The organism is Marinobacter bohaiensis, from assembly GCF_003258515.1.
Lineage (GTDB): Bacteria > Pseudomonadota > Gammaproteobacteria > Pseudomonadales > Oleiphilaceae > Marinobacter_A > Marinobacter_A bohaiensis.
Genome location: NZ_QGEH01000001.1, coordinates 2,684,474 through 2,709,838, shown reverse-complemented (window position 1 = coordinate 2,709,838; position 25,365 = coordinate 2,684,474). Strand labels below are relative to the sequence as shown.

22 protein-coding genes are annotated in these 25,365 nt (G+C 61.6%); 15 read left to right on the top strand and 7 right to left on the bottom strand.

The window, feature by feature from the left end; all coding sequences use genetic code 11:
* The first annotated feature begins 24 nt into the window (after positions 1–24).
* Positions 25–1,503, top strand: coding sequence for a glycerol kinase GlpK (gene glpK / locus DKK67_RS12150; RefSeq protein ID WP_111496587.1), 1,479 nt, complete (start codon positions 25–27; stop codon positions 1,501–1,503).
* Between the two features lie 24 nt (positions 1,504–1,527).
* Here glpK and DKK67_RS12145 read toward each other — a convergent pair whose 3' ends face one another.
* Positions 1,528–3,312, bottom strand: a complete 1,785-nt coding sequence (locus tag DKK67_RS12145; protein ID WP_111496586.1) for a sigma-54-dependent Fis family transcriptional regulator — start codon at positions 3,310–3,312, stop codon at positions 1,528–1,530.
* A gap of 380 nt (positions 3,313–3,692) precedes the next feature.
* On the opposite strand from DKK67_RS12145, the gene DKK67_RS12140 reads away from it, so the two are divergent.
* The 6 genes from DKK67_RS12140 to DKK67_RS12115 all read left to right on the top strand — a co-directional run bounded on the left by DKK67_RS12140 (position 3,693) and on the right by DKK67_RS12115 (position 9,811).
* A complete protein-coding gene (locus DKK67_RS12140) occupies positions 3,693–4,805 on the top strand; it encodes an ABC transporter ATP-binding protein (RefSeq protein ID WP_111496585.1) in 1,113 nt (370 codons plus the stop codon).
* Positions 4,798–5,913: an ABC transporter ATP-binding protein gene (locus tag DKK67_RS12135; protein WP_111496584.1), complete on the top strand. Its 1,116-nt coding sequence runs from the start codon at positions 4,798–4,800 to the stop codon at positions 5,911–5,913. Before DKK67_RS12140 ends, DKK67_RS12135 begins: the two co-directional genes overlap by 8 nt.
* Before the next feature lie 13 nt (positions 5,914–5,926).
* Positions 5,927–6,793: a carbohydrate ABC transporter permease gene (locus DKK67_RS12130; RefSeq protein ID WP_111496583.1), complete on the top strand. Its 867-nt coding sequence runs from the start codon at positions 5,927–5,929 to the stop codon at positions 6,791–6,793.
* 12 nt (positions 6,794–6,805) lie between these two features.
* Positions 6,806–7,615, top strand: a complete 810-nt coding sequence (locus DKK67_RS12125; RefSeq protein ID WP_111496582.1) for a carbohydrate ABC transporter permease — start codon at positions 6,806–6,808, stop codon at positions 7,613–7,615.
* 10 nt (positions 7,616–7,625) lie between these two features.
* A complete protein-coding gene (locus DKK67_RS12120; protein ID WP_204355780.1) occupies positions 7,626–7,901 on the top strand; it encodes a DUF2160 domain-containing protein in 276 nt (91 codons plus the stop codon).
* Positions 7,902–8,062: 161 nt separating this feature from the next.
* A complete protein-coding gene (locus tag DKK67_RS12115) occupies positions 8,063–9,811 on the top strand; it encodes an ABC transporter substrate-binding protein (RefSeq protein WP_111496581.1) in 1,749 nt (582 codons plus the stop codon).
* Positions 9,812–9,886: 75 nt separating this feature from the next.
* On the opposite strand, the gene dapE is transcribed toward DKK67_RS12115, so the two are convergent.
* The 6 genes from dapE to map form a co-directional block, all read right to left on the bottom strand.
* Positions 9,887–11,020, bottom strand: coding sequence for a succinyl-diaminopimelate desuccinylase (dapE, locus tag DKK67_RS12110; protein ID WP_111496580.1), 1,134 nt, complete (start codon positions 11,018–11,020; stop codon positions 9,887–9,889).
* A gap of 62 nt (positions 11,021–11,082) precedes the next feature.
* Complete coding sequence (dapD, locus tag DKK67_RS12105; protein ID WP_111496579.1) at positions 11,083–12,111, bottom strand: 2,3,4,5-tetrahydropyridine-2,6-dicarboxylate N-succinyltransferase; 1,029 nt, start codon at positions 12,109–12,111, stop codon at positions 11,083–11,085.
* Positions 12,112–12,197: 86 nt separating this feature from the next.
* Positions 12,198–12,539 carry an ArsC family reductase gene (locus DKK67_RS12100; RefSeq protein WP_111496578.1) on the bottom strand — a complete coding sequence of 114 codons (342 nt, stop codon included), beginning with the start codon at positions 12,537–12,539 and terminating at the stop codon, positions 12,198–12,200.
* Between the two features lie 2 nt (positions 12,540–12,541).
* Positions 12,542–13,738, bottom strand: coding sequence for a succinyldiaminopimelate transaminase (gene dapC, locus DKK67_RS12095; protein WP_111496577.1), 1,197 nt, complete (start codon positions 13,736–13,738; stop codon positions 12,542–12,544).
* Positions 13,739–13,757: 19 nt separating this feature from the next.
* Positions 13,758–16,427 (bottom strand): [protein-PII] uridylyltransferase, encoded by a 2,670-nt coding sequence (locus DKK67_RS12090; protein WP_204355779.1) that lies wholly within the window; start codon positions 16,425–16,427, stop codon positions 13,758–13,760.
* A gap of 103 nt (positions 16,428–16,530) precedes the next feature.
* Entirely contained in the window at positions 16,531–17,301 is a 771-nt protein-coding gene (gene map, locus DKK67_RS12085) for a type I methionyl aminopeptidase (RefSeq protein WP_111496576.1), read from the bottom strand.
* Positions 17,302–17,640: 339 nt separating this feature from the next.
* Here map and rpsB point away from each other — a divergent pair, with 339 nt between their 5' ends.
* The 8 genes from rpsB to rseP all read left to right on the top strand — a co-directional run bounded on the left by rpsB (position 17,641) and on the right by rseP (position 25,349).
* Positions 17,641–18,387: a 30S ribosomal protein S2 gene (gene rpsB, locus DKK67_RS12080; RefSeq protein WP_111496575.1), complete on the top strand. Its 747-nt coding sequence runs from the start codon at positions 17,641–17,643 to the stop codon at positions 18,385–18,387.
* Positions 18,388–18,573: 186 nt separating this feature from the next.
* Entirely contained in the window at positions 18,574–19,443 is an 870-nt protein-coding gene (gene tsf / locus DKK67_RS12075) for a translation elongation factor Ts (RefSeq protein ID WP_111496574.1), read from the top strand.
* Positions 19,444–19,629: 186 nt separating this feature from the next.
* Positions 19,630–20,358, top strand: coding sequence for a UMP kinase (gene pyrH / locus DKK67_RS12070; RefSeq protein WP_111496573.1), 729 nt, complete (start codon positions 19,630–19,632; stop codon positions 20,356–20,358).
* A 64-nt stretch (positions 20,359–20,422) separates the two neighbouring features.
* On the top strand, positions 20,423–20,980 hold the full coding sequence (frr, locus tag DKK67_RS12065) for a ribosome recycling factor (protein WP_111496572.1): 558 nt from the start codon (positions 20,423–20,425) through the stop codon (positions 20,978–20,980).
* Between the two features lie 103 nt (positions 20,981–21,083).
* Positions 21,084–21,866, top strand: a complete 783-nt coding sequence (uppS, locus tag DKK67_RS12060) for a polyprenyl diphosphate synthase (RefSeq protein ID WP_111496571.1) — start codon at positions 21,084–21,086, stop codon at positions 21,864–21,866.
* Positions 21,867–21,887: 21 nt separating this feature from the next.
* The gene (locus DKK67_RS12055) at positions 21,888–22,730 is read left to right on the top strand and encodes a phosphatidate cytidylyltransferase (RefSeq protein ID WP_111496570.1); all 843 of its coding nucleotides are present in this window, start codon (positions 21,888–21,890) and stop codon (positions 22,728–22,730) included.
* 16 nt (positions 22,731–22,746) lie between these two features.
* Positions 22,747–23,943: a 1-deoxy-D-xylulose-5-phosphate reductoisomerase gene (ispC, locus tag DKK67_RS12050; protein ID WP_111496569.1), complete on the top strand. Its 1,197-nt coding sequence runs from the start codon at positions 22,747–22,749 to the stop codon at positions 23,941–23,943.
* Between the two features lie 56 nt (positions 23,944–23,999).
* Complete coding sequence (gene rseP / locus DKK67_RS12045; RefSeq protein WP_111496568.1) at positions 24,000–25,349, top strand: RIP metalloprotease RseP; 1,350 nt, start codon at positions 24,000–24,002, stop codon at positions 25,347–25,349.
* The last annotated feature ends 16 nt before the right edge of the window (positions 25,350–25,365 follow it).

Sequence of the window (25,365 nt, the reverse complement as noted above, 5' to 3'; positions counted from 1 at the left end):
TAAGACGGTGGACAGGGGGCAAGCATGACGCGTTATATCTTGGCAATCGACCAGGGCACGACCAGTTCCCGGGCCATGATTTTCGATGAAAGGGCCGAGGTCCGCGCGGTCAGCCAGCAGGAATTTCCGCAGCATTTTCCCGAGAGTGGCTGGGTGGAGCACGATCCGGAAGACATCTGGGATTCGGTGCTGCGGACCTGCCGCGAAGCCATGGAAAAAGCCGGCATCGGCGCTGGCGATCTGGCCGGAATCGGCATCACCAACCAGCGTGAAACCACGGTGATCTGGGATCGCCAGACCGGCAAGCCCATCTACCACGCCATCGTCTGGCAGGACCGCCGCGCCGCGACCCTCTGCCGTACTCTGAAAGACGAGGGCCACGAGCCGGTGATTCAGGACAAGACCGGTCTGCTGGCGGACCCTTACTTCTCCGCCACCAAAATTCGCTGGATCCTGGACAATGTGGAAGGGGCCCAGGCTCGCGCCGAGCGGGGAGAGCTGGCCTTCGGCACGGTCGACACCTTCCTGCTGTGGCGGCTGACCGGTGGCCGCAGGCACCTGACCGACGCCACCAACGCCTCCCGCACCCTGCTGTTCAACATCCACGAACAGCGTTGGGACAAGGACCTGCTGGCCCTGTTCAACGTGCCCGAATCGCTGCTGCCGGAGGTGAAGGATTCGGCGGACGACTTTGGGGACATCGAGGCCGATCTGCTCGGCGGGACGGTGCCGGTGTACGGCATGGCGGGCGACCAGCAGGCGGCCTTGTTCGGTCAGACCTGTTTCCGCGAGGGCATGGCCAAGAGCACTTACGGCACCGGTTGCTTCCTCATGCTCAACACCGGCGATAAACCGCTGCATTCCGAATCGCGGTTGCTGACCACCGTGGCCTACCGCCTCAATGGCAAGACCACCTACGCCCTGGAGGGCAGCATCTTCATCGCCGGGGCCGCCATCCAGTGGTTGCGGGACGGCATCAAGCTGATCCGCATGGCAAAGGAAACGGAATCCCTGGCGGAACAGACCCCGGCCAATCACGGCGTCTACCTGGTGCCGGCGTTCACCGGGCTGGGTGCACCCTATTGGGACCCCAAGGCGCGCGGAGCGATTTTCGGCCTGACCCGGGATACGGGGATCAAGGAAATCGTCACCGCCGGGCTGCAGTCGGTGTGCTACCAGACCAAGGATCTGCAGAAAGCCATGGAGCGCGACGGCGTGCGGCCGGTGGCGCTGCGGGTGGACGGCGGCATGGTGGAGAACAACTGGGTGCTGCAGTTCCTGGCGGATATCCTGGGGGCTACCGTTGACCGACCCAGACTGATCGAAACTACCGCCCTGGGTGCGGCCTATCTGGCGGGCCTCAAGGCCGGCGTGTTCGAGTCCCTGGAAGCGCTGGAACAGCTCTGGCAATGCGACCGCAGCTTCACCCCGGAGATGACCAAGGAAACCCGAGACCGGCTCTACGAGGGGTGGGTCGAAGCGGTGAACCGTCTGCAGGACTGACCGACTTCCGCAGCCGGGCGGCGTTCAACGCACGCCCAGCTCCCGCAGCCGTTTGTACACGGTGTTGCGGCTGAAGCCCAGGTGGCGGGCGGTTCGGGACACATTGCCCTGGTGCCGGTTGTAGACTTCCAGCAGCGCGTCGAGCGTCGAGCCGGGCCCGGATCCGGCGGGGCGGCTGACGGCCAGCGCCGGTTCGATGGGCGTCACCGTGGCCAGCTGCAGATCCTGCAGGAAGTCGTCCGGCAGGTGCCAGGTTTCCACCGGTTCCGGGCCGGCCATGGCCAGGGCCACCTGCATCACGTTGATCAACTGGCGCACGTTGCCCGGCCAGGGATGCTGCTCCAGCAGATCGAGGATGGCATCGGGCAGGGCGCTGGGCTGGTCGCTGTCCCGGTAAAGCGTGTGGATGTGGCGGATCAGCGAGCGCCGGTCGGTGCGCTGGCGCAGTGGAGGCAGCTCCAGGGCGAGCCCGCTGATCCGGTAGTAGAGATCCCGTCGGAACACCCCGCTTTCAATCCGTTCCTTCAACGGCTGGTTGGTCGCCGAAACCAGATGGATGTTCACTGGATAGGCTTCGGTGGCGCCAACCGGCAGCACCTCCCGCTCCTGCAGTACCCTTAATAGCCGGGCCTGGGCCCGGGCCGGCATCTCGCCGATTTCGTCCAGGAAAAGTATCCCGCCATCGGCCTTGCGGATCAGCCCGGTCGACCCCTGCAGACTGGCGCCAGTAAAGGCGCCCTTGGCGTAGCCGAACAGCTCCGATTCCACCAGCTCCGATGGAATCGCCGCGCAGTTGACGGCCACCAGCGGTTTCTCCCGGCGGGCGCTCGCCTGGTGCAGCGCTTTTACGAACACCTCTTTGCCAACACCGGTTTCCCCCTGGATCAGGATGGGGATGTCCCGGCCCGCCACGCGTGTGGCCTGGCGGATACAGCGCTGGATCTGGGCGTCGCCGAACTCCACGTTACGAAAGCCCGCGGCACTTTGCGGGTGCCGGGCGTGCTGCTTGGCAGCCGGCGCTTCGCCGCTGCGCCGGTCGGGTTTGCGCAGGCTGGCGTAGAGGTGTCGGCGGGTTCGTGCCTGCAGCGGAAAGGTGTGGTCATCCGATTGGTTCAGCAGACTGGAGAGCGACATGTCCACCAGGCCGGTGATCGGCTGGTGCAGGAGGTCGGTGCCCAGCAATTGGGCGGCACGGCGGTTGGCGGCCATTACCTCGCCGTCGGCATCGATGGCGAGCAGGCCCGACCACTGGCTGTCCAGGTTGTCAGCGTTGGTGTTGAAGGTCAGCAGGGCACAACCGCCGCCGTACTGGTGCACCAATAGCCGGTTCTCCACGGCGGTGGCCATCAGCTTGACCATGCCCAGGGTGTGGGCCTGGGGAAGATAGGCATCGCTGGATACGTTAAGCACGCCGACCAGGTTCTGTTCCGCGTCCAGGATCGGCGCGGCGCAGCCGGTCATGAAGCGGTTGGCGGTCAGGAAGTGCTCGTTGCGCTGCACCTGCACCGCCTGGCCCGAAGCGATGGCGGTACCGATGGCGTTGGTGCCGTTGTCGCGTTCCTGCCAACTGGTTCCGGTTTCGAACAGGGCTTCCCGCCCCGGCTCAATGAAACGCCGGTCGCCCCAGTGCTTGAGCAGCCGGCCTTCGTGGTCGGCCAGCAGGATCAGGGAGCGGCTGTTGGCAAGTATGTTCTCGTAATAGGGCAGTACTTCCCGTTCGGTGGTCTCAAGCAGCAGGGCAAAGCGCTGCGCCGGTTCCGGAGTGGCTATCCGGTGGGTGCCTGCTGGCGTGGCGTGGCTCAGGCCCATGGCCTGGCAACGAGTCCAGGAAGCGGCGATGAGATCGCCAAAATCGTCGGAGGTGGGCGTCCTGCTCACGGTGATGACCTGCCTTGTTTGTTGTGATTGTTTGCCGAGCGGGTGTGCGCAATTTTTGTTCAGTATTGTGTTCAGGGTGTTCGCTTGTCAATGTTCATATTGAACACAATGATTCGAAAACGAAAAACACGAACGCCTTCCCTGTTCGCGAATCATTTTATTTAGTTATTTTTAATCAGTGTTTTGTGGGATTTTGACGGTTTATGTTGGGACATTGGTATGTTCATTGCGCCATTGTATTCGTATACGAACGTGCGCTGATGCAATCCGGCGCGCGGTGATCCGAAAATAAAAACAAGGATCCAAGGCGCATGTCGCTGACCCTGGAGAACGTTTCCCGAACCGTAGACGGTGTCGCCCATATCGACGCCGCCGACATCACCTTCGAGGCCGGCTCGTTCAACGTGTTGCTGGGCCGGACGCTGGCCGGCAAGACCTCGCTGATGCGACTGATGGCGGGCCTGGACCGGCCTGACGAGGGCCGTGTGCTGGTGGATGGCCAGGACGTGACTGGCCAGTCCGTGCAGAAGCGCAACATCTCGATGATCTACCAGCAGTTCATCAACTATCCGAACCTGACCGTCTGGGACAACATTGCCTCGCCCCTGAAACTGGCGCGCATGCCCCGATCCGAGATCGAGCGGCGGGTACAGGAAACCGCCGCGATGCTGCGCATCGAGCCGCTGCTCAAGCGCTATCCGCTGGAGCTGTCCGGCGGTCAGCAACAGCGCACGGCCATGGCGCGGGCGCTGGTCAAGGATGCCAGCCTGATCCTGTTCGACGAGCCGTTGGTCAACCTCGACTACAAGCTGCGTGAGGAGCTGCGCACCGAGCTGCGCGCCCTGTTCCGTGAGCGCAATTGCATCGCGGTGTACGCCACGACCGAGCCCAATGAGGCGCTGGCGCTGGGCGGCCACACCACACTGTTGCACGAAGGGCGCATCATTCAGAGCGGACCGGTGACTCAGGTGTACCGCAAGCCGGCCAGCGTGACGGCCGCCGAACTGTTCAGCGAGCCGCCCATCAACTTCATGCCCGGCCGGGTCACCGAGAACGACGTCACCTTCGATGAGTACGCCCACCACCCGCTGACCCGCGAGCTCAAGGCTCTGGAGCCGGACGCCTACCAGTTCGGCATCCGCCCCAGTCATATCAGCCTGGTGCCGCAGAACGAGGACGACCTGGAACTGGCGATGACCGTCGAGCTGGCGGAAATCTCCGGTTCGGAAACCTTCATGCACGTAAAAAACGATCATTTCGAGCTGGTGTTGCAGTTGATGGGGGTTCACGAGTACCACACGGAAACGCCAATCAAGATCTACCTGCCGATTGGCAAGCTGTTCGTGTTCAACCAGGCCGGCGAACTGGTGCATGCGCCGGCCCATGAAACCGGAGCGGGCGAAGGAGGTGCGGCGCATGGCTGAGATCGAGCTGAAGTCCCTGGCGCACAGCTATGAGCGCCATCCGTCCGGGCCGGACGATTACGCCATTCGCCAGATGAGTCACACCTGGCACAAGGGCGGTGCCTATGCGCTACTGGGCCCGTCCGGCTGCGGCAAGAGCACCATGCTCAACATCATCTCCGGGCTGCTGGCGCCGTCCGAGGGCGACGTGCTGTTCGACAACGTGCGGGTCAACGAGCTGTCGCCCAAGGATCGCAACATCGCCCAGGTGTTCCAGTTCCCGGTGGTCTACGACTCCATGACCGTCTACGACAACCTGGCCTTTCCGCTGCGCAACGCTGATATGCCCAAGGCGAAGATTCGCGCCAAGGTGGAGGAGATCGCCGCCATCCTGGAGCTGGAACCGGTCCTGAAAAAGAAAGCCCGGGGCCTGACGGCGGACGAGAAGCAGAAAGTGTCCATGGGGCGTGGGCTGGTGCGCGACGACGTGTCGGCGATCCTGTTCGACGAGCCGCTGACGGTGATCGATCCGCAGCTCAAGTGGAAGCTGCGCCGCAAGCTCAAGCAGATCCACGAACAGTTCAGCATCACCATGGTCTACGTCACCCACGATCAACTGGAAGCCTCTACCTTCGCCGACAAGATCGCGGTGATGTATGAGGGCCAGATCGTCCAGTTCGGTACGCCCCGGGAACTGTTCGAAAGCCCCAATCACACCTTTGTCGGTTTCTTCATCGGAAGCCCGGGGATGAACCTGATTCCGGTCACCGCTAGCGAGCAGGGCGTGCAGTTCGATGGCATTCAGGTGCCGCTCCCGGACGGGGTGATGGCAGAGGTGCGGCGTGTCGGCAGCGACAACCTGAAGCTGGGTATCCGCCCGGAATTCGTGCAGTTGTCCGGTCATGCGACGGACGAGACCTTCGCCTGCGAGTTGCTGGATGTAGAGGACCTGGGTACCTACAAAATCCTGACCCTGCGCCTGGGGCAGCAAACCATCAAGGCGCGGGTGGACGAGGATCAGGTGATTGCCGGCGATACGGTTCACGTGGTGTTCCCGCGTCAGTGGCTGAAGCTCTACATCGACGAGTTCCTGGTGGATGCGGACCCGTCTGAGGCGGTTTCGGTATGAGGGAGATTCGAGTATGAGAAAAGTCCCCAATAACCGGGCCTGGTGGCTGGTGCTGCCGGTGTTCATCCTGGTGGCGTTTTCCGCGCTGATCCCATTGATGACCGTGGTGAACTACTCGGTGCAGGACATCTTCGGCCCTAACAGCGCTTACTTCGTAGGTACTGACTGGTTCCGCGAAGTGCTGCGCAATGACGCTCTGCAGGCGTCCCTCGGGCGTCAGGTGATCTTCTCCAGCGCTGTGCTGCTGATCGAGATTCCGCTGGGCATCGGCATCGCACTGATGATGCCGACCGGCGGTCGGCGGGCCTCGCTGTGCCTGATCCTGCTGGCCATCCCGCTGCTGATTCCCTGGAACGTGGTGGGCACCATCTGGCAGATCTTCGGCCGCGGTGACATCGGGCTGTTCGGGTGGGCCGTCAATGCCATGGGCGTGAATTACAACTACACCGCCAATACCCTTGATGCCTGGCTGACGGTGCTGTTGATGGACGTCTGGCACTGGACGCCGCTGGTGGCGCTGCTGTGCTACTCGGGTCTGCGCGCCATTCCCGAGGCTTTCTACCAGGCGGCGGAGATCGACCGCGCGTCGCGCTGGGCGGTGTTCCGCTACATCCAGCTGCCGCGTCTGAAAAACGTGCTGGTGATCGCGGTGCTGCTGCGCTTCATGGACAGCTTCATGATCTACACCGAGCCCTTCGTGCTCACCGGCGGCGGGCCGGGCAGTTCCACCACGTTCCTCAGCCAGACCCTGACCACCATGGCGGTGGGGCAGTTCGATATTGGCCGGGCGGCGGCGTTCTCGCTGGTCTACTTCCTGATTGTGTTGCTGGTGTCGTGGCTGTTCTTCACGGCGATTACCTATCCGGACCGGGACAAGTAGGGGAGACGGATCATGAAGAGCCATCATCGTCGCAAGGGCTTTGGCATCAGTCTCTATATTGTCTTGCTGATGCTGCCCATCTACTGGTTACTGAACATGTCGTTCAAGACCAACCAGGAAATCCTCAGCTCGCTGACCTTCTGGCCGCAGAACTTCACGCTGCATAACTATCAGGTGATTTTCACCGATCCCAGTTGGTACTCGGGCTATATCAATTCGACCATCTACGTGTCGATCAACGTGGTGATTACGCTGCTGGTGGCGCTGCCTGCGGCCTACGCCTTCAGCCGTTACAAGTTCGTGGGCGACAAGCACCTGTTCTTCTGGCTGCTCAGCAACCGCATGGCGCCGCCGGCGGTGTTCCTGTTGCCGTTCTTCCAGCTGTATTCATCCATCGGCCTGTTCGACACCCACATTGCGGTGGCACTGGCGCACTGTCTGTTCAACGTGCCCCTGGCCGTGTGGATTCTGGAGGGCTTTATCTCGGGCGTCCCTCGGGAATACGACGAGATGGCCTATATTGACGGTTACAGCTTCCCGCGCTTCTTCATCAAGATTTTCATCCCGATGATCCGCTCGGGCATCGGTGTGACGGCTTTCTTCGCCTTCATGTTTTCCTGGGTGGAGCTGTTGCTGGCGCGCACGCTGACGTCCGTCGACGCCCAGCCCATCAGCGCCATCATGACGCGGACGGTCGGCGCGAGCGGTATCGACTGGGGCGTGCTGGCGGCGGCCGGCGTGCTGACGATTATTCCGGGCCTGTTGGTGGTCTGGTTCGTTCGCAACCATGTGGCTACGGGCTTTGCCCTGGGCCGGGTATAGGAGGCTCGTGATGATTGCCTGGATGCAGTGGACGATACCCACGGCCATTTTCTTCGCCACCATTGCCGCGATCCTGCTGGTGATGACGGTATTCGAAGTGGCCAGACCGTGCGTGGAGCGCAAGGGTTTTCTGCCCATCGCCACCACTCGCGGCGACCGCCTGTTTATCGGGTTGCTCAGCAGCGCCTATATCCACCTGCTGTTCCTGGGGCTGACCGAGGCCAGTCTCTGGATTGCCCTGGTCCTTTCTGTGGTTTGGGTGGCGGTGCTTCTGCGCTGGGGGTGAGGGCAGTGCCGCCCCACCAGCGGGCGGTGCGACAAGCGATTTTCGATGGGTGGCCGGTATTCCGGCCGCCGATGGGAAAGGGATCGACCGGAAGCGACTCCCTGTAGCATAAGGCTTCCGCCAAGGGTCGATGATTCTGAAAAGAGCAGACGAGGTTGGCTATGTTAAACAACAAGAAGACTCCGCGAGCCCTGCTGCTGAGTACCGCTGTCGGGGTATTCAGTCTCGGGTTCAGCCTGTCGGCCGGCGCTGACCAGTATTCCGATGCCGCCGAGAAATGGGTGACGGACGAGTTCCAGCCGTCCACCCTGACCAAGGAAGAACAGCTTGAGGAAATGGCCTGGTTTACAAAGGCCGCCGAGCCTTTCCGGGGCATGGAGATCAATGTGGTCTCGGAAACCATCGCGACTCACGAGTACGAGGCCAACGTGCTGGCCAAGGCGTTTTCCCAGATTACCGGGATCAAGCTGACCCACAACCTGATCCAGGAAGGGGACGTCATCGAGAAGCTGCAGACGCAGATGCAGTCGGGTCGCAATATCTACGACGGCTACGTCAACGACTCCGACCTGATCGGCACGCATTTCCGCTACGGCAAGGTAGTCCCCATTACGGACATGATGGAAGGTGACGGCAAGGATTTTACCTCGCCCACGCTGGACCTGGACGATTTCATCGGCCTGGACTTCACCACGGCGCCGGACGGCAAGATCTACCAGCTTCCGGATCAGCAGTTTGCCAACCTGTACTGGTTCCGGGCGGACTGGTTCGAGCGTGAGGACCTGAAGAAACAGTTCAAGGACCTCTACGGCTATGAGTTGGGTGTGCCGGTGAACTGGTCCGCCTATCAGGACATCGCCGAATTCTTTAGCGAGCACGTCAAGGAGATTGACGGCAAGCGGGTCTATGGCCACATGGATTACGGCAAGAAGGACCCGTCACTGGGCTGGCGCTTTACCGATGCCTGGTTCTCCATGGCCGGTGCCGGCGACAAGGGCCTGCCCAACGGCCTGCCGGTGGACGAGTGGGGGATTCGCGTGGAGGATTGCCACCCGGTGGGTTCCAGCGTGACGCGCGGCGGCGCGGTCAACGGACCGGCGGCGGTCTACGCGACCCAGAAGTACGTGGACTGGCTCGACAAGTACGCGCCGCCCGAAGCGCAGGGCATGACCTTCTCCGAGGCCGGTCCGGTGCCGGCGCAGGGCAACGTGGCCCAGCAGATCTTCTGGTACACGGCGTTCACCTCCAGCATGACCAAGGACGGACTGCCGGTGGTCAACGAGGATGGCACACCCAAGTGGCGCATGGCGCCGTCGCCCCATGGTCCGTACTGGCAGGAAGGCATGAAGCTGGGCTACCAGGACGTGGGCTCGTGGACCTTCATGAAGTCCACGCCGGAGAAGCGTCGTCTGGCCGCCTGGCTGTACGCGCAGTTCACCACCGCCAAGACCGTCTCCCTGAAGAAGACCCTGGTGGGCCTGACACCGATCCGCGAGTCGGATATCAACTCCGAAGCCATGACCGAAGCCGCGCCGAAGCTGGGCGGTCTGGTGGAGTTCTACCGCAGCCCCGCGCGAGTGCAGTGGAGCCCGACCGGCACCAACGTGCCTGACTACCCGAAACTGGCCCAGCTCTGGTGGCAGTATATCTCCCAGGCGGCCAGCGGTGAGCGTACCCCGCAGCAGGCGCTGGACGGTCTCGCCGATGCTCAGGACAACATCATGATGCGCCTGGAGCGGGCCAAGGTGATGGCGACCTGTGGACCTAAGCTGAACGAGCCGCGTGAAGCGAGCTACTGGCTGGAGCAGCCAGGTGCGCCTAAGCCCAAGCTGGAGAACGAGAAGCCCCAGGGCGAGACGGTGCCCTACGAGGAACTGCTGAAGAGCTGGGAAGCGGCCGAGAACGGTTAGGTCGTCTTCCTGAACGACAAAAGCCCCGGCGGGACATCGCCGGGGCTTTTTTGTGAGCGTCTGCTCGGGCGCGTGTCAGCGGGCGAGCAGGCGCACCAGCATCTCTTCGTAGATCGCCGACAGCGTGTCCAGATCTTCGGCCTTCACGCACTCGTCAATCTTGTGGATCGTGGCGTTGAGCGGGCCCAGCTCCACCACCTGTGCGCCGGTCGGCGCAATAAAGCGCCCGTCGGAGGTGCCGCCTGAGGTTGACAGCTCGGTGGTGCGGCCGGTGACGGAGGCAATGGCGTCGCTGGCGGCATCCACCAGCGCGCCCCGATCGGTGAGGAACGGGCGTCCGCTGAGGTGCCACTGCAGGTCGTACTTCAAATCGTGCTCGTCGAGAATCCCGATCACGCGCTGCTGCAGGCTTTCGGCGGTGTTTTCCGTGCAGTAGCGGAAGTTGAAGTGCACCGTCAGCTCACCCGGAATGACGTTGCTTCCCGTACCCGCTTCGATCTTGGTGATCTGGAACGTGGTGGCGGGGAAGAACTCGTTGCCTTCATCCCATTGGGTCCGGGCCAGGGCGTCCAGCGCCGGCGCGGCGGTGTGCACCGGGTTCTCCGCCAGATGCGGGTAGGCCACGTGGCCCTGTACGCCGTGTACGGTCAGGTAGCCGTGCAGCGAGCCGCGCCGGCCGTTCTTGATGATGTCCCCCACGGCGTGGGTGCTGGAGGGCTCGCCAATCAGGCACCAGTCGATTTTCTCGTTGCGGGCTTCCAGGGTTTCCACCACCTTCACCGTGCCGTCGTGGGCAGGGCCCTCCTCGTCACTGGTGATCAGCAGCGCGATCGAGCCCTTGTGGTCCGGATGTTTCTCCACGAAGCGTTCGCAGGCGGTGACAAAGGCCGCCACGCTGCCTTTCATGTCGGCGGCGCCACGTCCGTACAGGTAACCGTCCCGGATGGCGGGATCGAACGGCGGGTGCGCCCAGTTCTTTTCGGGACCGGTCGGCACCACGTCGGTATGACCGGCGAAGGCGAGCACCGGGCCGTCGGTGCCCCGGCGGGCCCAGAGGTTGTCGACGTCACCGAAGCGCAGCGATTCGCCTTTGAATCCCAGGGGCGCCAGGTGCTCCATCATCAGGTCCTGGCAGCCAGCGTCGTCCGGGGTGACGGATTGTCTGCTGATCAGTTCGATTGCGAGTTCGAGGGTTGGCGAGAGAGACATGAGGGGTTCCGGTGTTCGCAGGGTAAGACAAGGGGCCTCTTGCGAGGCCCCTCCGGGGCAGATCAGTTGTTGGCGTGCAGATCTTCGTTGAGCTCAATGGCCGTTTTGTTGGTCTTGCACTCAACCGCGCCGTTCTGTGAATTACGACGGAACAGCAGGTCGGTCTTGCTCGCCAGATCGCGCGCTTTCACCGTCTGGACGATCTCGTTCTTGTCGTCCAGGACCGCCACCTTGGTGCCGGCGGTGATGTAGAGTCCGGCCTCGACGGTGTTGCGATCGCCCAGCGGGATACCGATACCGGCGTTGGCGCCGATCAGGCAGTTCTCACCCACGGAGATGATGATGTTGCCGCCGCCGGACAGGGTGCCCATGGTGGAGCAGCCGCCGCCCAGGTCCGAGCCCTTGCCGATCATCACGCCGGCGGAGATCCGGCCTTCGATCATGCTGGTGCCTTCGGTACCCGCGTTGAAGTTGATGAAACCCTCGTGCATGACGGTGGTGCCTTCGCCCACGTAGGCGCCCAGACGAACCCGGGCGGTGTCGGCGATGCGCACGCCGCGCGGAACCACGTAGTCGGTCATCTGCGGGAACTTGTCCACGGATTTGACTTCCAGGGTGCGACCCGCGATGCGGGCATCCATCTGGCGCTCCGGCAGTTCGTCCAGGTCGATCGCGCCTTCGTCGGTCCAGGCCACGTTGGGCAGCAGGCCGAAGATACCGTCCAGCCTGAGGCCGTGGGGCTTGACCAGACGGTGGGAGATCAGGTGCAGCTTGAGGTAGACCTCGGGCGTGCTGGAGGCGGTATCGTCGGTTTCCAGCAGCGTCACCACCGCGGGGCGCTCGCTCTTCGCCGCCTTGTCAGCCAGCTTGGCCTGGTCCTCCAGGCCGGCGCCACGCAGCGCTTCGGCGAAGGTCTTCAGTTGCTCCTGGCTGGCCTCGATAGCCTGGTTGCCACCCTTGTAGCCGAGGGTGTTGCCGGCGATTTCGGTCAACGTGGCTTCCGGCATATAGAGCGGCTTCTGGTAGAAGGTCTCCAGCCATTCACCTTTAAGGTTCTGGGTGCCGATACCGATGCCGAATGCAAAACTCATGTGGGGTGTGCTCCTTGGTCTCAATCTGGTGTTGGGCGGGCCTGGCCAGCCACGCATTGAATCTCAGAATCTGTTCCTGGCGGACCTCAGCCGAGCTGGGCTTCCCAGTCGTCTGCCTTGAAGCCGACCAGCACCTGGTCGCCGTTCTCGACCACCGGGCGTTTGATGGCGGAGGGATTCTCCTGCATCACGGTCAGCGCCGAATCCCGGTCAATGTTATCACGGACCTCGTCCGGCAGCTTGCGCCAGGTGGTGCCGCGCCGGTTGAGCAGGACTTCCCAGCCGACCTGGCTTTCCCAGGCGGCGAGGCGCTCGGGGTCCACGCCTTCCTTTTTATAGTCATGGAAGGTGTAGGATTTGTCGGCGGCGTCCAGCCACTTGAGGGCCTTCTTGACCGTGTCGCAATTCTTGATGCCGTAGATATCCACGGTTACTGCTCCTTGATAAACGTTCGAATACGTTGCGCCGCCTCGATGCATTCCTCCAGCGGTGCGACCAGGGCCATGCGGACCCGGTTTTCGCCGGGGTTATGGCCGTCGATAGTGCGCGACAGATAGCGCCCGGGGAGAACGTGGACATTCTGACTGGCGGCCAGGTCGCGGGCGAAAATATCGTCGGCGAACGGCGTCTCCGGCCAAAGATAGAAGCCTGCGTCGGGGGCGGACACCCGCATGACGTCAGCAAGAATGGGAACCACCGCGTCGAATTTCTCGCGGTAGGCGGCCCGGTTCTCGCGCACGTGGTCCTCGTCCTGCCAGGCGGCGATGCTGGCCAGTTGATGCTGGATCGGCATTGAGCTGCCGTGGTAGGTGCGATAGCGCAGGTACTGTTTCAGGACGCTGGCGTCGCCGGCCACGAAACCGGATCGCAGGCCCGGCAGGTTGCTGCGTTTGGACAGACTGTGGAATACGATGCAGCGCGCGTAGTCATCGCGCCCAATGGCGGCGCAGGTTTGCAGCAGTCCTTCCGGCGGGTTGTTCTCGTCCGGGTAGAGCTCTGAATAACACTCGTCCGAGGCGATCAGGAAGTCGTGTCGGTCCGCCAGTTCGATCAGCCGCTTGAGGGTGTCGCGCGGGATCACGGAACCGCTGGGATTGCCCGGTGAGCACAGGAACAGCACCTGGCAACGGTCCCAGTCGGCGGCCGATACCGCCTCGAAATCCGGGATGAAATGGTTGTCCGCATCGCACGGCAGGTAGTGCGGCGTGGCGCCGGCGAGGAACGCGGCGCCCTCGTAGATCTGGTAGAAGGGGTTGGGCGTCACCAGTGTGGCGTCCGGCTTGGGATCGATTACGGCCTGGATCAGCGAAAAGATGGCTTCCCGGGTGCCGTTCACCGGAATCACATGATCCGCGGCGGTGAGCGTGCCGGGCTTGAGCTGGAAGCGGGTCGTCGCCCAATCAGCGATGGCCTGGCGCAGCTCGTCCATCCCTTTGGTGGTCGGGTAATTGGCCAGTCGGTCCAGGTTGTCGCGGACCACCTGTTTGACGAATGCCGGCGCCGGATGTTTGGGCTCGCCGATACCCAGAGCGATGGGCGCCAGGTGCGCCGATGGCTCAATGCCGGCTTTCAGCTCCGCCAGTTTTTCAAACGGGTAAGGGTGTAGGCGATCTAGATTCGGGTTCATGTCTGGATCTCTGAGTGGATTAGACGCCGACGTTCTCGTCCAGCTGGCGGCAGAGGTCGTCCTGCAGCGCTTCGCACAGGGCCGGATCGCTGAGCGGACCGCCCTTGCTGTCGGTGACGAAAAAGACGTCCTCGACGCGTTCGCCCAGGGTGGCGATCTTGGCGTTGGTCAGCCGCACGTCGTGCTCCAGCAGGACGCGCCCGATACGTGCCAGCAGGCCCGGACGGTCCGGTGTAATCAGCTCCATCACCGTGCGCTGATTGACCGTGTCGTTGGAGAAGGTCACCTGGGTCGGGAAGGAGAAATGCTTGAGCTGCCGTGGTGTGCGGCGATGAATGATGTCCGGGTAGTCTTCCGGGTCGTCCAGCTCCTCAATCAGGCGCTGCTTGACGCGGGCCTTGCGGGCTTCGTCTTTGCCCAGGGGCTGCCCCTGCTCGTCCAGCACGACGTAGGCGCTGACCGAATAGGGACCTTCGCCACTGCTGATGCGGGCGTCGACGATGTTCAGGTTGAGCTGCTCCAGTACGGCCGTGGTTGCGGCGAACAGGGCGGCCCGGTCCTTCATGTAGATGACGATCTGGGAGAAACCGTCGGTCGGCCCGCCGTGGGTGTCCCGGATCATGACCAGCGGGTCCGGGTGGTCGCCGTGGCGGATGATGGCCGCCGTCTGCCAGGCGATGTCCACCGTGGAATCCTGCAGGAAGTAATCCTCGTCCATGGCGTTCCAGACGGCATCGATCTGCTGGTCGGTGATGTTCTGGGCCAGCAGGATCTCCCGCGCCTCGGACTGGGTCGCCTTGATCCAGGCGTTGCGGTCCACCGGCGTTTCCGAGCCGCGGCGCAGGGCCCTTTTGGCCTCGATGTAGAGCTGGCGCAGCAGTGAGGCGCGCCAGGTATTCCACAGTTTGGGGTTGGTCGCGCTGATGTCGCAGACGGTCAGTACGTACAGATAGTCCAGGTGAACCTGGCTGGGTACTGAGCGGGCGAAGGCGTGGATGATGTCCGGATCGGAGATGTCCTTGCGCTGGGCGGTCATCGACATCAGCAGGTGGTTTTCCACCAGCCAGGCGATCAGTTGCGTGTCGCGCTGACTCAGGTGGTGGCGCTGGCAGAAATCGATGGCGTCATCGGCGCCCAGCTCCGAATGGTCGCCGCCGCGGCCTTTGGCGATATCGTGGTAGAGGCCGGCGATGTAGAGGTTTTCCAGCTTGGGCAGTCGATGGATCAGGCGCGAGGCCAGTGGAAAGTTCGAGCGAGCCTCTTCCGTGCGCATCTGCGCCATATTGCGGATTACCCGCAGGGTATGGGCGTCGACGGTGTAGATGTGGAACAGGTCGTACTGCATCTGGCCGATGATCTGGCCAAACTCCGGCAGGTAGCGGCCCAGCACGTTGTACTTTTTCATCGCCGACAGGGTCTGGTCGAGCGCGTGCGGCGTGCGCAGCAGCTCCATAAAGAGGGTCGTGACCGCGAGGTCGGAGCGGAAGGCGTCGTCGATCAGGTGACGGTGGGCCCGCAGCGAGCGGATGGTGGTGGCCCGGATGCCGCGGATTTCCGGGTTCTGCGCCATCAGCACGAAGATTTCCATCAACGAATAGGGCGCGTAGGCGAAGACCTGGTTGTTAACGGCCTCGATGTAACGGTTGCGGATCTGGAAGCGCTTGTTGAGCGGACGGATATCGTCCTCGCCGTCGGAGCCCAGGATCGCTTCGTCGTAATACTGCAGGATCACGTCGGCCAGCTCCGAGAGTCCGAGCACGGTGCGGTAATATTTCTGCATCATGCGCTCGACGCCGAGCTTGCGGTCCTGGTCCTTGTAGCCGAGCAGTTCCGCCAGGGCACGCTGGTGATCGAACAGCAGCCGGTTTTCGTTGCGTCCCGCGATCAGCTGCAGGCCGTAGCGCAGCCGCCACAGGAAATTCTCTCCGCTGAGGATGATCTGGTACTCCTCCTCGGTGAGGATGCTGAAGCGGGTCAGGTCGGCGATGGATTCCAGGCCGAAGTGGCGCTTGGTGATCCAGCCGATGGTCTGGATGTCCCGCAGCCCGCCCGGCGACGCCTTGATGTTGGGCTCCAGGTTGTACTCGGTGTCGCCGTATTTCTCGTGACGGCGACGTTGCTCGTCGCGCTTGGCAATGAAGTAGGCGCGGTCGGCACTGATGTCGTCCGAATAGACCTGGCTGGACAGCTCGGCGCGCAGGCTGTCGGGGCCGGCGATGGTGCGGGTTTCCAGCAGGTTGGTCAGGATGGTGACGTCCGACTGCGCAGCCTCGATGCTTTGCTCCAGGCTGCGCACACTGTGACCGATGTCCAGGCGCAGGTCCCACAGCAGCGTAATAAAGGCGGTGAGATCGTCCTGCCATTCCGGCTGGACGTCGTACCGGGTGAGGATCAGAAGATCGATGTCCGAGTGGGGGTGTAGCTCGCCGCGGCCATAGCCGCCGACTGCCACAAGGGCAATATCACCGGATTGGGCGAACGGGTAGCGGTTCCAGAGCAGCGCCAGGATGCGGTCGACTTCCAGCGCCCTGGCAAGCACCAGCTCGCGGATGTCGGCACCATTACGGAACGCCTCCGCGTGGGCCTCGAAGGTGGTGCTCAGGGCCTTTCGAGCCGGGCCGATAGGCGAGGGCGCTTCGGCAATCTGGGCTTCAAGGCTTACGGTGTCGATGGCATTGGCTGTTGCCATGGTCGTTATTGCCTCTGCGGCTGGTCTTGGGCCGGCATAGCCGGCCGGGAATCGAGAAGGCGGGATCGGCGTGTCTTCAAAATCTGGCAAATCTCATCAAGGTCTAGAAGGTTTCTTCAGAACGCTTGGTAAGGATTTCGTAGCCGTCCGCGGTCACCAGAATGGTGTGTTCCCACTGAGCGGACAGCTTGTGATCCTTGGTGACCACCGTCCAGCCATCTGGCAGCAGTTTACAATGGAATTTACCCTGATTGATCATCGGCTCGATGGTGAACGTCATGCCTTCCTGCAATTCAAAACCGGTGCCGGGTTTTCCATAGTGCATCACCTGGGGCTCTTCATGGAATCCCTTGCCGATGCCATGGCCGCAATACTCACGCACCACGGAATAACGGTTTTTCTCGGCGTGTTGCTGGATCACGTGTCCGATGTCGCCCAGGCGGGCCCCCGGACGAACCAGCTCGATCCCTTTATAGAGGCATTCCTGTGTGATGCGGATCAGGCGGTCTGAGCCGGGCTTGGGGTCGCCGACGATGAACATCTTGCTGGTGTCGCCGTGATAGCCGTCCTTAATAACGGTCACGTCGATGTTCATGATGTCCCCGCTCTTGAGCACTTTCTTTTCGCTCGGGATACCGTGACAGACGACATGGTTGACGGACGTACAGACCGACTTGGGAAAGCCCTTGTAGTTCAGCGGTGCCGGGATGGCATCCTGGACGTTGACGATGTGGTCGTGGCAGATGCGATCAAGTTCCTCGGTCGTGACGCCCGGCTTGACGTGGTCGCCGATCATTTCCAGGACTTCGGCGGCCAGGCGTCCGGCGACGCGCATCTTCTCGATTTCTTCAGGGGTTTTGATCGATACCTGCATGACTGGGACTATCCTTCCTGCTGATTAAGCGACCATTTTAGGGAGGTGCTCGAAAGGGTACAAGGCAGGCCCGTCTACCACCCTTATTTACGTGACCTATACTGACGGCCCCAGGTGCCTGATTTTCGGAAAGCACGTAACAAACAAGTGGCGTCTGGGCTGCGAAATATGGTATAAACGCGCCCGCTGAACGTCATCGTCGAATCCTGTGTTCGAATGATGGCCGGCAAAAACACACATGTGTCATCACGTTGACCCAGGGTGCCCGGACAATCTGAAACGCCGGGTTGGGCAATTGGACACATGGAGGACTAACCCAAACGCTAGAAGGTATTAACCATGGCACAAGTCAACATGCGTGACCTGCTCAAGGCAGGCGCCCACTTCGGTCACCAGACTCGCTACTGGAACCCGAAAATGTCGAAGTTCATCTTCGGCGCCCGGAACAAGATTCATATCATCAACCTGGAACAGACCGTTCCGGCCATGGACGAAGCTCTGAAGTTCGTTCAGCAACTGGCCGAGAGCAAGAACAAGGTTCTGTTCGTAGGCACCAAGCGCGCCGCTTCCAAGATCATCAAGGAAGAAGCCCTGCGCGCCAGCCAGCCGTACGTCAACCATCGCTGGTTGGGCGGCATGCTGACCAACTACAAGACCATCCGTCAGTCCATCCGTCGCTACCGTGATCTGGAAACCCAGAGCCAGGACGGTACTTTCGACAAGCTGACCAAGAAAGAGGCGCTGGAGCGCACTCGCGAGATGGACAAGCTTGAGCGCAGCATCGGCGGTATCAAGGATATGGGTGGCCTGCCGGACGCTCTGTTCGTGATTGACGTTGATCACGAGCGTATCGCCATCAAGGAAGCCAACAAGCTGGGCATCCCGGTTATCGGTGTTGTCGATACCAACAGCGATCCGGACGGCATCGACTACGTTATCCCGGGCAACGACGACGCGATCCGCGCGATCCAGATCTACGTCAAGGCGGTTGCAGACACCTGTGTGGAAGCTTCCCAGTCTGGCGCCGGCGCTGATGAGTTCGTCGAAGTAAGCGATAACGAAGAAAGCGCTTCAACCGCTGAATAACAGCGGCGCAATCGGCTGACATTGATTCAGCATCAGGAAAGGGGGGCTGAGTCCCCCTTTTTTGTAAGGGTTGCACAGTTAACGGTAGTCCGGGGCCGAACACGCTGTCCGGTTTCGGAAGAATAGATGAGGTGGCGCTTTCGCACAGAGCGCCACATTCTGGATACAGAAACGAGAGGATTGAACATGGCTGCTATTACCGCTGCAATGGTCAAAGAGCTGCGTGATCGCACTGGTCTGGGCATGATGGAGTGCAAGAAGGCACTGGTTGAGGCTGACGGCAGCGTTGACAACGCAATCGAAGAGCTGCGCAAGTCTTCCGGTCTGAAAGCGGCGAAGAAGGCCGGCCGTACCGCGGCTGAAGGTGTTGCCGTTCTGCACGTTGCCGACGACAACAAGAGCGCCACGCTGCTGGAAGTCAACTCTGAAACCGACTTCGTGGCTCGTGACGACAACTTCATGTCCTTTGCCAACGACGTACTGGCCGTTGCCGTCGAGCGCGGTGAGACTGACGTCGCCAAGCTGATGGAAGGTGAACTGGAAGGCAAGCGTGAAGCGCTGGTCCAGAAGATCGGTGAAAACATCACCGTGCGTCGTGTCGTCAAGCTGGAAGGCGACGTGGTCGACGGTTACGTTCACAGCAACAACAAGATTGCTTCCATCGTTGCACTGACCGGCGGCAGCGCCGAAGTGGCCCGCGATGTTGCCATGCACGTTGCCGCTGTTAATCCGACCGTCGGCAAGCCTGATGAAATGCCGCAGGATGAAGTCGAGAAAGAGAAAGACATCATCCGTTCACAGCCGGATATGGAAGGCAAACCGGCCGAGATCGTCGAGAAGATGATGACCGGTCGCATCAACAAGTTCCTCAAGGAAAACAGCCTGGTGGAACAGCCTTTCGTCAAGGATCCGGATCAGACCGTCGGTGCGCTGCTGAAATCCGCTGGCGCTGACCTGTCCGGTTTCGTTCGTCTGGAAGTGGGCGAAGGCATCGAGAAAGAAGAAGTGGATTTCGCGGCTGAAGTGGCTGCCGCGGCAGGTACCGGTAAGGCCTGATTCCGCTTGTTATCCGCGTCGCGCTCTGCGCGGCGCGGGTTGTATACGGGGTCGCCCGGTTCCGGGTTACCCCGCATGCAACCCTGACGTGATGCTCGCCTCCCGCTGCAGATTGCCGGCCGGAGGTGTGCCGTCTATCTGCTCTATCACTGTCCGCCTGGACGCCAGTTAAGGGGATCCCTCATCATGCCGAAGCACTCCCAGACCCAGCCCAAGTACAAACGCGTCCTCCTCAAACTCAGCGGCGAAGCCCTGATGGGTGAGCAGGAGTTCGGGATCGATCCCAAAGTGTTGGATCGGATGGCGCTGGAGATCGGCGCGTTGATCGGTATCGGCGTCCAGGTGGGGTTGGTTATCGGCGGCGGCAACCTGTTCCGCGGTGCCGCCCTGAGTGCGGCCGGCATGGACCGTGTCACCGGTGACCACATGGGTATGTTGGCCACCATGATGAACGGTCTGGCCATGCGCGATGCGCTGGAGCGCTCAAATATCCGCACGCGCGTTATGTCTGCCATCCCGATGAGTGGTATTGTCGAACATTACGACCGCCGTCGTGCCGTTCGCGACCTGAAAGACGGTGATGTGGTGATTTTCTGTGCCGGTACCGGCAACCCGTTCTTCACCACGGACTCGGCGGCCTGCCTGCGTGGTATCGAAATCGATGCCGATGTGGTGCTCAAGGCCACCAAGGTGGATGGTGTCTACTCGGCGGATCCGGTCAAGGATCCGGGGGCCGAAAAGTACGAACGCCTGACCTACGACGACGTGCTGGACAAGAAACTGGGCGTGATGGACCTGACGGCCATCTGCCTGTGCCGTGATGAGGGCATGCCGGTGCGCGTGTTCAATATGAACAAGCCGGGCGCACTGACCCGTATCGTCGTGGGCGAGGCGGAAGGTACACTGATCGAATAAGACCGGCTGACAGCCAGTCTTGAGAAGCATTTTCCGGGCAACGGACTGAATTGAGGAATTCAAAGTGATCAACGAGATTAAGTCAGACGCCGAAAAGCGAATGAAGAAGAGCCTTGACGCGCTGCATTCGGCTTTCAACAAGATTCGTACCGGCCGTGCCCATCCGGCCATCCTGGACAGCGTGATGGTCAACTACTATGGCCAGGAAACCCCGCTGAAGCAGGTGGCCGCCGTCAACGTTGAGGATTCCCGCACACTGGCCGTCGCTCCGTGGGAGAAATCCATGGTTCCGGCGATCGAGAAGGCCATCATGACGTCTGATCTGGGCCTCAACCCGGCCAGCACCGGCGACGTGATCCGCGTCCCCATGCCGATGCTGACTGAAGAAAGTCGCCGCGAGCTGGTCAAGCAGGCCAAGGCCGACGCCGAGCATGGACGGGTTGCCATCCGTAATGCGCGCCGTGATGCCAACAGCGACCTGAAAGAGTTGCTCAAGGAAAAGGAAATCACTGAAGACGAAGAGCGCAACGGCGAGCAGGAAATCCAGAAGCTGACCGACCGCTACATTGCCGAAGTCGAGAAAATCCTGAAGGGTAAAGAAGAAGACTTGATGGCGGTCTGACCCGCTCACTTCGCATGCGCATCAGTGACCAGTCAACAGATCCGGGGGCGGTCAGGAAAGGAAACGCCTTTTCTGACGCCCCCGTGACGTTTCAGAGGAAGGCATGACGGACAGTCTCTCCGCCGAAATACCGATGGCCGCATCGGCTACCCCTCGGCATGTCGCGATCATCATGGATGGAAACAATCGCTGGGCCAAGCTCCGCCGGCTGGCCGGCGTGGCAGGCCATAAAGCCGGTGTCAATGCGGTGCGGTCAACGGTGGAAACATGCGCCCGCAACGGCGTTGAGGTCCTTACGCTATTTGCGTTCAGCAGCGAGAACTGGCGCCGCCCCAAGGACGAGGTCAGTGCGCTGATGCGTCTGTTCCTGATGGCGCTGGAGCGGGAAGTCAGGAAGCTGCACCGCAATAATATCCGTCTGCGGATCATCGGTGACCGTTCTCCTTTCAGCGACGTTCTGCGCGACCATATGGCCCGCGCCGAGTCCCTGACGGCAGACAACGACGGCATGACGCTGGTGATCGCTGCCAACTACGGTGGCCACTGGGACATTACCCAGGCGGCACGCTCGTTGGCTCAGGAGGTCCGTGATGGCCTGCTGCAGCCTGGCGACATCACCGACGATCACCTTCAGCAGCGCCTGTGTCTCGGTGACCTGCCAATGCCGGATTTGCTGATCCGGACCGCCGGTGAGCAGCGCGTCAGTAATTTCCTGCTGTGGCATCTGGCTTACACCGAGTTCCATTTTTCCAACGTGTTCTGGCCTGACTTCGACGAGCAGGAGATGCTCGCCGCCCTCAAGGATTACGCGGGGCGCAAGCGTCGATTTGGTCAGACGGACGATCAACTCGATAAACTGGCCGCGACTGGCTCCGACACCGAATAAATAAGAAGAGCGAGCCCCGTTGTGCTCAAAACACGCGTTATCACAGCTTTAATCCTGGCGCCGGTCGCCATCGCCTGTATTTTCTTCCTGCCTCCCCTGGGCTTCGCTATCTTTACCGGGGTGATCATATCGATGGGGGCCTGGGAGTGGGCGAATATGGCCGGCGTATCCCAGGGTGGTTTCCGTATCGCCTTTGCTGTTCTGACGGCGGTCCTTCTGTTTTTCCTGCTGCAAACCACGGCCATCACGCTACTGGTCCTGGCCGTGCTCTGGTGGGCACTGGCCCTGTTCCTGGTGAGTTCCTATCCGGCCACGACCGGGCGCTGGCAGGCAACGCCGATCCGCCTGCTGATGGGGTTGTTGGTGCTGGTGCCAGCCTGGGTCGGACTCAACCACCTGCGCTCAGGCTCGTTTCACCTGGCGGCGATCGACAACAATCTCCTGTTGTTGCTCTACGTGTTCTGTGTGGTCTGGGTGGCTGATATCGGGGCGTACTTTGCCGGCCGCGCCTTCGGCAAGGCGAAACTGGCTCCGCGAGTCAGTCCTGGCAAGTCCTGGGCCGGCGTCTGGGGTGGACTGGTCGCGGTGGCCGTGCTGGCTGTCCTGGTCAGTCTTGCCATAGGAGCCAATGCGGCGGATACGGCGTTACTGCTTCTGGTCAGTCTGATCACCGGCGCGGTATCGGTGCTGGGGGACCTCCTGGAAAGCATGCTCAAGCGTTTCCGGGGGATTAAGGACAGCAGTCAGTTGCTGCCGGGCCACGGTGGTATTATGGATCGGATTGACAGCCTGACTGCGGCCATTCCGGTCTTTACGCTTTGCATCACCTTGCTTGGCTGGCTGCATGTCAGTCCGCTCGCATGACGATGCAGGGGGATTGATGCGCCACGTAACCGTTCTTGGAGCGACCGGCTCCATTGGCCTGAACACGTTGGACGTGATCGGCCGTCATCCCGATCGCTTCGACGTCTTTGCCTTGACCGCGTGTCGCCAGGTGGATTCGATGCTGTCGCTGTGTCAGCGGTTCCGGCCGCGTTACGCTGTCATGGCGGAACCGTCTGCAGCGCTGGAGCTGGCCGAGCGCCTGCCCGAGGGGGCAGGCGTCGAGGTCCTGGCCGGGACCGAAGGGCTGGAGGCTGTCGCCTCGTCGCCTGACTGTGACACGGTTATGGCAGCTATCGTCGGGGCTGCGGGGCTGGCGCCGACATTGGCGGCGGTACGCTCGGGCAAGCGGGTGCTGCTGGCCAACAAGGAAGCCCTGGTCATGTCCGGCCGTTTGTTTATGGAAGCGGTGGCCGAGAGCGGTGCCGAGCTGCTGCCCATTGACTCGGAGCACAATGCCATCTTCCAGTGTCTGCCGCCGGGGCAGAGCAGGGATCTGCCTGGCGCTGGTGTGCGCCGAATCCTGCTGACCGCCTCCGGAGGGCCGTTCCGGGAAACCTCGGCTGAAGCGTTGCAGCAGGTGACGCCGGACCAGGCCTGCGCCCATCCCAACTGGAGCATGGGCCAGAAAATATCCGTGGATTCCGCCACCCTGATGAACAAGGGCCTGGAACTCATTGAAGCCTGCTGGCTGTTCGATACCCGGCCGGATCAGGTGGAAGTGCACGTGCACCCGGAGAGCATCATCCATTCGATGGTAGAGTACGTGGATGGCTCGGTGCTGGCCCAGTTGGGCAGCCCGGACATGCGCACGCCGATCGCCAATGGCCTGGCCTGGCCGGAACGCATCGATGCCGGCGTCGACAGCCTGAACCTGTTTGATATCGGTCGCTTCCATTTCGAACGGCCGGATCTGGAGCGGTTCCCGTGCCTGCGTCTGGCATCGGAAGCCTTTCGTCTGGGGGGTACCGCGCCGGCGGTTCTGAACGCCGCCAACGAAGAAGCCGTTGCGGCGTTCCTGCGCGGCGAGCTGGGTTTTACCGGGATTCCCGCCGTTATCGAGTCCGTCATGGCGTCGATAGCGACGGTGCCGGCGGACGAATTTCCGGTTATTTTTGAGAAGGATCGAGAATCCCGCGCCCGGTCTGCGGAACAGATTCGCCACCACGCGGTCTCAGTGTCGGGCTTGGGCTGACCGGGTCCCAATGACCGTTTCCAGTGATTATTGTTTCGACCTGATGTCGGAGTAGCATGCAGTTCATTCAAACCGCCCTCGCGCTGATCGTGACTCTGGGCATACTCGTGACCATTCATGAGTACGGCCACTTCTGGGTAGCCCGCCGCTGCGGGGTGCGCGTTCTGCGTTTTTCCGTGGGGTTCGGCAAGCCCATGTTTTCCTGGTACGACCGCCACGGTACCGAGTTTGCGGTGGCGGCCATTCCGCTGGGCGGTTACGTCAAGATGCTCGATGAGCGGGAAGGGCCCGTACCGGACGACCAACTGCACGAAGCCTTTACCCGCAAGTCTCCCGGCAAGCGGATCGCGATAGCGGCCGCCGGTCCGGCTGCGAATTTCATATTTGCTGTTTTCGCGTACTGGCTGCTCAGTGTGGTGGGCTTTACCAGTCTGGCGCCGGTGGTGGGCGAGGTTAAGCCGGACAGTGTGGCCCAGCGCATGGGATTGAGTTCGGGTATGGAAATCCGCTCGGTGGATGGCGAGTCCGTTAGCGACTGGCGTGATATCGGCGGCCTCCTGCTCGAGAGGGCCGGTGAGTACGGCACCATCCGCATGGAAGTAAGCCAGGATGGCCGTCTCAGCGAACGCACCGCATCGCTGCAGGGCTGGCGACTCGGCGACGACGATCCCAACCCGATTGATCTGTTCGGCATCGCCCCATATCGCCCGGCGGTGCCTGCCCAGATTGGCGAAATCGTCGATGGCGGTCGTGCCCAGGCGGCCGGTCTGCAGGCGGGAGATCAGGTGATATCGGTAAACGGCGAGCGGATCGACGACTGGTTTGCCCTGGTCAAGCGCATCCAGGCGGCTCCCGAACAGCCGTTGACCATGACGGTGCAGAGGGACGATGCCACCCGGACCCTGAATGTCACACCCAAGCGCCAGACCACCGAAGATGGCCGTGAGATCGGCTTGATCGGCGCTGGCGTGGCGCCAATTGAATGGCCTGACAGTATGTTGCGGGAGACCCGGCTCGGGATCCTGGCAGCGATTCCGAACGCGGTCGGGGAAACCTGGGACGATACCCGTTTGACCCTGGTCGCGATCAAGAAGATGGTGACCGGGCTGCTGTCTTTGAATAATCTCAGCGGTCCGATTACGATTGCTCGCGTTGCCGAGGCGAGTGCAACTTCCGGTTTCGAGGATTTTATCCGTTTTCTCGCATACCTGAGCGTCAGTCTCGGTGTATTGAACCTTTTGCCGGTTCCCGTCCTCGATGGGGGCCATATTCTCTTCTACAGCCTGGAGGCTATTCGGCGGAAGCCGCTCTCGGAGCACGTTCAGGCAGTCGGAGTAAGAATAGGAATGGCAATGATTCTGACATTGATGGTCTTCGCTCTTTACAACGACCTGATGCGGTTGTGAGAATTGCGACCTTCCG

Bases quoted from the DNA above. Each gene is read 5' to 3' on its own strand.
- DKK67_RS12115 (WP_111496581.1), top strand. From the start codon at position 8,063: ATGTTAAACAACAAGAAGACTCCGCGAGCCCTGCTGCTGAGTACCGCT.
- dapE (WP_111496580.1), bottom strand. From the start codon at position 11,020: ATGTCTCTCTCGCCAACCCTCGAACTCGCAATCGAACTGATCAGCAGA.
- DKK67_RS12125 (WP_111496582.1), top strand. From the start codon at position 6,806: ATGAAGAGCCATCATCGTCGCAAGGGCTTTGGCATCAGTCTCTATATT.
- rpsB (WP_111496575.1), top strand. From the start codon at position 17,641: ATGGCACAAGTCAACATGCGTGACCTGCTCAAGGCAGGCGCCCACTTC.
- dapC (WP_111496577.1), bottom strand. From the start codon at position 13,738: ATGAACCCGAATCTAGATCGCCTACACCCTTACCCGTTTGAAAAACTG.
- dapD (WP_111496579.1), bottom strand. From the start codon at position 12,111: ATGAGTTTTGCATTCGGCATCGGTATCGGCACCCAGAACCTTAAAGGT.
- DKK67_RS12090 (WP_204355779.1), bottom strand. From the start codon at position 16,427: ATGGCAACAGCCAATGCCATCGACACCGTAAGCCTTGAAGCCCAGATT.
- tsf (WP_111496574.1), top strand. From the start codon at position 18,574: ATGGCTGCTATTACCGCTGCAATGGTCAAAGAGCTGCGTGATCGCACT.
- DKK67_RS12135 (WP_111496584.1), top strand. From the start codon at position 4,798: ATGGCTGAGATCGAGCTGAAGTCCCTGGCGCACAGCTATGAGCGCCAT.
- DKK67_RS12145 (WP_111496586.1), bottom strand. From the start codon at position 3,312: ATGGGCCTGAGCCACGCCACGCCAGCAGGCACCCACCGGATAGCCACT.
- ispC (WP_111496569.1), top strand. From the start codon at position 22,747: ATGCGCCACGTAACCGTTCTTGGAGCGACCGGCTCCATTGGCCTGAAC.
- glpK (WP_111496587.1), top strand. From the start codon at position 25: ATGACGCGTTATATCTTGGCAATCGACCAGGGCACGACCAGTTCCCGG.
- DKK67_RS12120 (WP_204355780.1), top strand. From the start codon at position 7,626: ATGATTGCCTGGATGCAGTGGACGATACCCACGGCCATTTTCTTCGCC.
- pyrH (WP_111496573.1), top strand. From the start codon at position 19,630: ATGCCGAAGCACTCCCAGACCCAGCCCAAGTACAAACGCGTCCTCCTC.
- rseP (WP_111496568.1), top strand. From the start codon at position 24,000: ATGCAGTTCATTCAAACCGCCCTCGCGCTGATCGTGACTCTGGGCATA.
- DKK67_RS12130 (WP_111496583.1), top strand. From the start codon at position 5,927: ATGAGAAAAGTCCCCAATAACCGGGCCTGGTGGCTGGTGCTGCCGGTG.
- map (WP_111496576.1), bottom strand. From the start codon at position 17,301: ATGCAGGTATCGATCAAAACCCCTGAAGAAATCGAGAAGATGCGCGTC.
- DKK67_RS12140 (WP_111496585.1), top strand. From the start codon at position 3,693: ATGTCGCTGACCCTGGAGAACGTTTCCCGAACCGTAGACGGTGTCGCC.
- uppS (WP_111496571.1), top strand. From the start codon at position 21,084: ATGACGGACAGTCTCTCCGCCGAAATACCGATGGCCGCATCGGCTACC.